The sequence below is a fragment of the Emticicia sp. genome (genome assembly GCF_049241225.1).
GTDB lineage: Bacteria > Bacteroidota > Bacteroidia > Cytophagales > Spirosomataceae > Emticicia.
In genome coordinates, this window is sequence record NZ_JBMLRC010000229.1 from 1 (window position 1) to 3,400 (window position 3,400).

Below are 3,400 nucleotides of genomic sequence, written 5' to 3' on the forward strand. Positions count from 1 at the left end.
GTTAAAAACGATAGCATACTCATAATGACAGCAAGCTCATTTTTTGTTGGGTTTGTAGAGGTTTTACGTCAGGTTTTAGGCCCAATGTTTTAAAAATTCATACTTTTAGTGATATTTACACGAATTATAAAATTTCATTCAACTTTATGACACCAGCACTCGGACTTTACGAACAGCTAATAAATAAATTGATTGCATCCAAACTCAAAGATATAGATACCAATCAATTCTACATTCATCAATCAAACATTGATAAAAGTGAAGCAGCAAAAATTCTATCTCAATATCTGATTGATATCATACGCATTGCCTTGAGTTACATAACTGGAGACGATAGTATTGAAAGACAAATTGAGCTTTCAAATAAAATAATTAGGCTTATTAGAGATAACTTAAAGGATGAAGATTTTAATGAAAATATAATCATAACCGAAGCTAAAATTTTAACAGCTATTTTTTCAAAATTAGATAATCCTTTTTTTGATTTTGAAAAATACCTAAAAGAGATTACTCCTTATACAAGATTATCACAAAGTGAATTATTTACTGGGAATAACGCAGGTGTTTCTCTCGAAAGTGAAATAAAAAAAGAAATTCTTTCTTCTGATAAAATAAATTTCCTCGTATCGTTTATCAAATGGTCTGGCATAAGAATTTTTGAAAAAGAGTTGACAGAGTTTACAAACAGAGGTGGTAAGTTAAAAATCATTACCACCTCTTATATGGGAGCAACAGACTTAAAAGCAGTAGAATATTTATCTGGATTAAAGAATACAGAAATCAAAGTTTCTTACAATTCAGATAATGAAAGATTGCACGCTAAAGCCTACCTATTTTTAAGAAATACTGGGTTTCATACTGGTTATATTGGTTCATCAAATTTATCAAGGTCAGCATTAACCAATGGTTTAGAGTGGAATCTAAAGGTAACTACTAAAGAAGTTGGTCACATCATTGATAAATTTCAGAAAACATTCGATACTTACTGGGAAGACAATGAATTTGAGGCGTTTTCTCCAAATATACATTCCGAAAAATTGAGAATAGCTCTCAAAAAAGAACGAACTCAAGACAAAAATGATTCTTTAACATATTTCGATATCGAACCATTCCCTTTTCAAAAAGAAATTCTTGAAAAACTTGAAACGGAAAGGCTTCTACATCAACGTTTTAGAAATTTGGTAGTTGCTGCTACTGGAACAGGAAAAACAGTAATTTCAGCATTCGATTTCAAAAAGGTAAAAAAGCAGGATTCAAATGCCAAACTACTATTTATTGCACACCGAAAAGAAATCCTTCAACAGGCAATTGCAACATTTAGAGGTGTTTTACGAGATAATAATTTTGGCGAATTATGGGTTGATGGTATCGAGCCAGACAAATACGATTGTGTTTTTGCGTCTGTACAAACTTTAAATAATAGACTTGAATCATTGTCACTTTCAGAAGCATTCTATGACTTTATTATTATCGATGAAGTTCATCATATTACTGCTTCCAGTTACAGACCCATTTTAAATCGTTTCAAACCGACGATTCTGTTAGGCCTTACAGCCACCCCAGAAAGGATGGATGGAGAGAATATTTTAAAAGATTTTTGTAATAATATTGCTGCCGAAATCAGACTACCCGAAGCACTAAATCGAAAATTACTTTGTCCTTTTCAATATTTCGGTATTTCAGATAGTATAGATTTATCTAACGCTACATGGCAAAATGGAAAATATCTACCTGGCGAGCTCACGAAGATATACACTCAAAATGATATTAGAGTTGGCGAAATCATTGTAAATCTTAACAAATATTTACGTGATATTCATGATTTACGTGCATTATGCTTTTGTATCACACAAGAGCATGCTCAATATATGTCTGAAAAGTTTACGCTTGCAGGCTTAAAAGCAGACTATTTAGTTAGCTCTCGTAACGAATTGAGAGACGAACTTAGACGAAAATTTAGGAATAAAGAAATCAATTATCTTTTTGTTGTTGATATTTTCAATGAGGGGGTTGACATTCCCGAAATTGACACAGTACTCTTTTTAAGACCTACTGAGAGTTTAACAGTTTTTCTTCAACAACTTGGCCGAGGTTTAAGGTTATCTGAAGGCAAGGAATGTCTAACAGTTTTAGACTTTGTAAGTAATGCCCGACCAGAATACGATTTTGAAGGGAAATTTAGAGCATTAGTTGGAAAAACCACAACTCCGATTCATAAAGAAATCGAAGATAATTTTCCTCATTTGCCTTTGGGTTGCTCTATAGTTTTAGAGAAAAAGGCCAAAGATATAATTCTAAAAAACATAAAAAATGCTTCATTACTAAATATAAATCAGCTGCTCAACAAAGTATGCAATTTCAAACATCAAACCGAATTACCACTTACTTTAAACAACTTTTTAAACTTTTATCACATACCTATTCAAACTATTTATAAAAGATATTCTTGGAAAAGACTTTTGGCCGAAGCTGAACAAATTGATGACTTTAGTTCTAAAAACGAAAAAGAAATTTATAGAGCAATTAGTAAAAAATGGCTTTCGTGCAAATCTTCCTCTTACTTTCAGTTTATTTTAAATCTTGCCCAAACAGGATTTAATGTCGATATCAATACTCTTAGTGAAATTGAGAAAAGTATGTGCCTAATGCTACATTATGACGTTTGGCAAAATGCGGGTGGTTTTAATTCTTTACAAGAAAGTATCGTCGAAATTGGTAGAAATAAGGTTTTAGTTCAAGAAATTATCGAATTAATCGAGGTCTTGATTGACAGAATAGATTTCTTAGAAACTGAAATCGAACTACCATATTATCAACCTTTAAAACTTCATGCCCGTTATACAAGAGAACAAGTCTTAGCAGCATTCAGATTAAGTAGCTTTGAAAGTAAATCTTCAAATCGTGAAGGTGTTGCAGAAAACAAAGAACTTAATACAGAATTACTTTTTGTTGATTTAATAAAATCCGAAAAAGATTTTTCACCTACAACATTATATCAAGACTACGCAATTAGCGAGAATCTTTTTCATTGGCAATCTCAAAATGCGACAAGCCCAGAAAAAGGCAAAGGTCTTTCTTATCTCAATCATCAAAAATCAAATAAAATAATTTTACTTTTTGTTAGAGAAAAAAACGAAGATGAGTATAAAAATACTATGTCTTATGTATTTATTGGCAAAGCAAATTTAGTTGAGTCAACAGGGGCTAAACCAATGAATATAATATGGAAATTGAGTACTTCAATGCCTCCTTATTTATGGAAAGACTCAGCTAAAATGGCTATTGGATAGTTTTGCCTTACATTTTTCAATTATAGATACATCCGACAGAGTAAATGGTTTTGGAATGAGTTTAGGTTTATGAATATTTATGCTATAATTTTATCAGCAATTTCATAACC

Annotated in this window: 1 protein-coding gene; it reads left to right on the forward strand. The window is 31.4% G+C overall.

Annotated elements, in window-relative coordinates:
* Positions 1-146 precede the first annotated feature (146 nt).
* A complete protein-coding gene (locus ACOVO2_RS12595) occupies positions 147-3,290 on the forward strand; it encodes a DUF3427 domain-containing protein (protein WP_421770319.1) in 3,144 nt (1,047 codons plus the stop codon).
* Positions 3,291-3,400 lie beyond the last annotated feature (110 nt).

Coding starts and splice junctions, on each gene's coding strand:
- ACOVO2_RS12595 (WP_421770319.1), top strand. CDS start 147: ATGACACCAGCACTCGGACTTTACGAACAGCTAATAAATAAATTGATT.